Source organism: Pseudomonas sp. GM74 (assembly GCF_000282455.1).
In the GTDB taxonomy this organism is placed as follows: Bacteria; Pseudomonadota; Gammaproteobacteria; order Pseudomonadales; family Pseudomonadaceae; genus Aquipseudomonas.
In genome coordinates this window covers 1-1213 of sequence record NZ_AKJG01000147.1, presented here as the reverse complement: position 1 = coordinate 1213, position 1213 = coordinate 1, and the positions used below count along the sequence as shown (strand labels likewise).

The 1213-nt window shown below is 59.4% G+C and carries 1 pseudogene; it reads left to right on the top strand.

Features of this window, described 5'->3' with window-relative positions:
- Positions 1 to 1213: pseudogene (locus PMI34_RS04345) on the top strand (hypothetical protein); the annotation flags it as partial.

Genomic DNA, 1213 nt, shown 5'->3' with positions numbered 1-1213 from the left:
GGTGTCCATATCAAGATTCTGGAAGGTGGCACGCTGGAGCTCTATTACCAATTGCTGAGCGACGACGGCGTACTGGCGAAGCTGGATCGCTACAGTGCGATCAATGCGATCCGCGAGTCCGAACACGCGCCGCTGCTCGCGGTCGGCGAGCCACGCCTGGAATTGCCGATGCCAACCGTAGAGGGTGTGATCGACAACTTCCTCGACCCGAATCGCAACGACACCACGCTGACCGCCACCTCGCACAATACCCTGGTCGGCGACAAGGTGACACGAGAGTGGGTGGGCTCGAAAACCGGCCTGGACAGCGACTCGGTCACACTGACCTCGTTCACCGCCGGTCAACCCGTGCCGTTCCCCATCAGCGCCGCGTTGATCAAGGGCAACGAGGGCGGCACGGTCCAGGCCAGGTACTTCGTCGAACGCGCGGGGGAGCGCACCCGGCATTCGCAGCCATTGGACTTCAATGTGGGCGCTGCCCAGGAGCTCAAACCGCCGCAAATCCAGCAAGCCGAACCCGACGGCACCACTTTGCAACCGATCAAGGCCGTGGAGGCGCTGACGGCCAAGGTTCTGCCGGATGGGTTGCTGTTGACCGACCTGTTGAGCGTGACCTGGGCCGCGGCGGCCGGCAGCCATGCGGAGGCGTCCCACACCACCGAAGCCAGGCCGATCAGTGAGACGGGGCTGAGCATTGAACTGCCGGTCACGGTGCTGGCGTTCAATCTGGGCAAAACGGTGACTGTGACGTTCACCATGACCCGCGATGGTAAATCGCTCACCTCGCTGCCGCTGAACCTGAATGTCGCCACCCTGCCGGACTCAAGCTTGATTCTGCCGGTGATCAAGGATGCCGACAATAACGGCGAGGGTCCGGAGTTCAATGTAGGCAATCTGACCACCAATGCCACCTATCGCATGGGCGTCTGGCCATTGATTGCCATAGGCCAATATGTATGGCTGCGCCTGAAAGGCACTAATGCTGATAACAGCCCTTACAACGTAGTCATCCATACAGCACCAGGCTCACTTGTCGGCGCACTGTGGATCAATCAAGGTTATTACGAACGAACCATCGCACTTGCAGGCTTGAGAAACCTGAAAGATGCCAGTTCTCTGAGCCTGGAGTTTAAAGCTGCGTTCGGCAAAAGCACGAATGAAAGCGAGGCCGTGGTTTTTCCCGTACGCACTTACACGATCAAGGCCTTCGAGG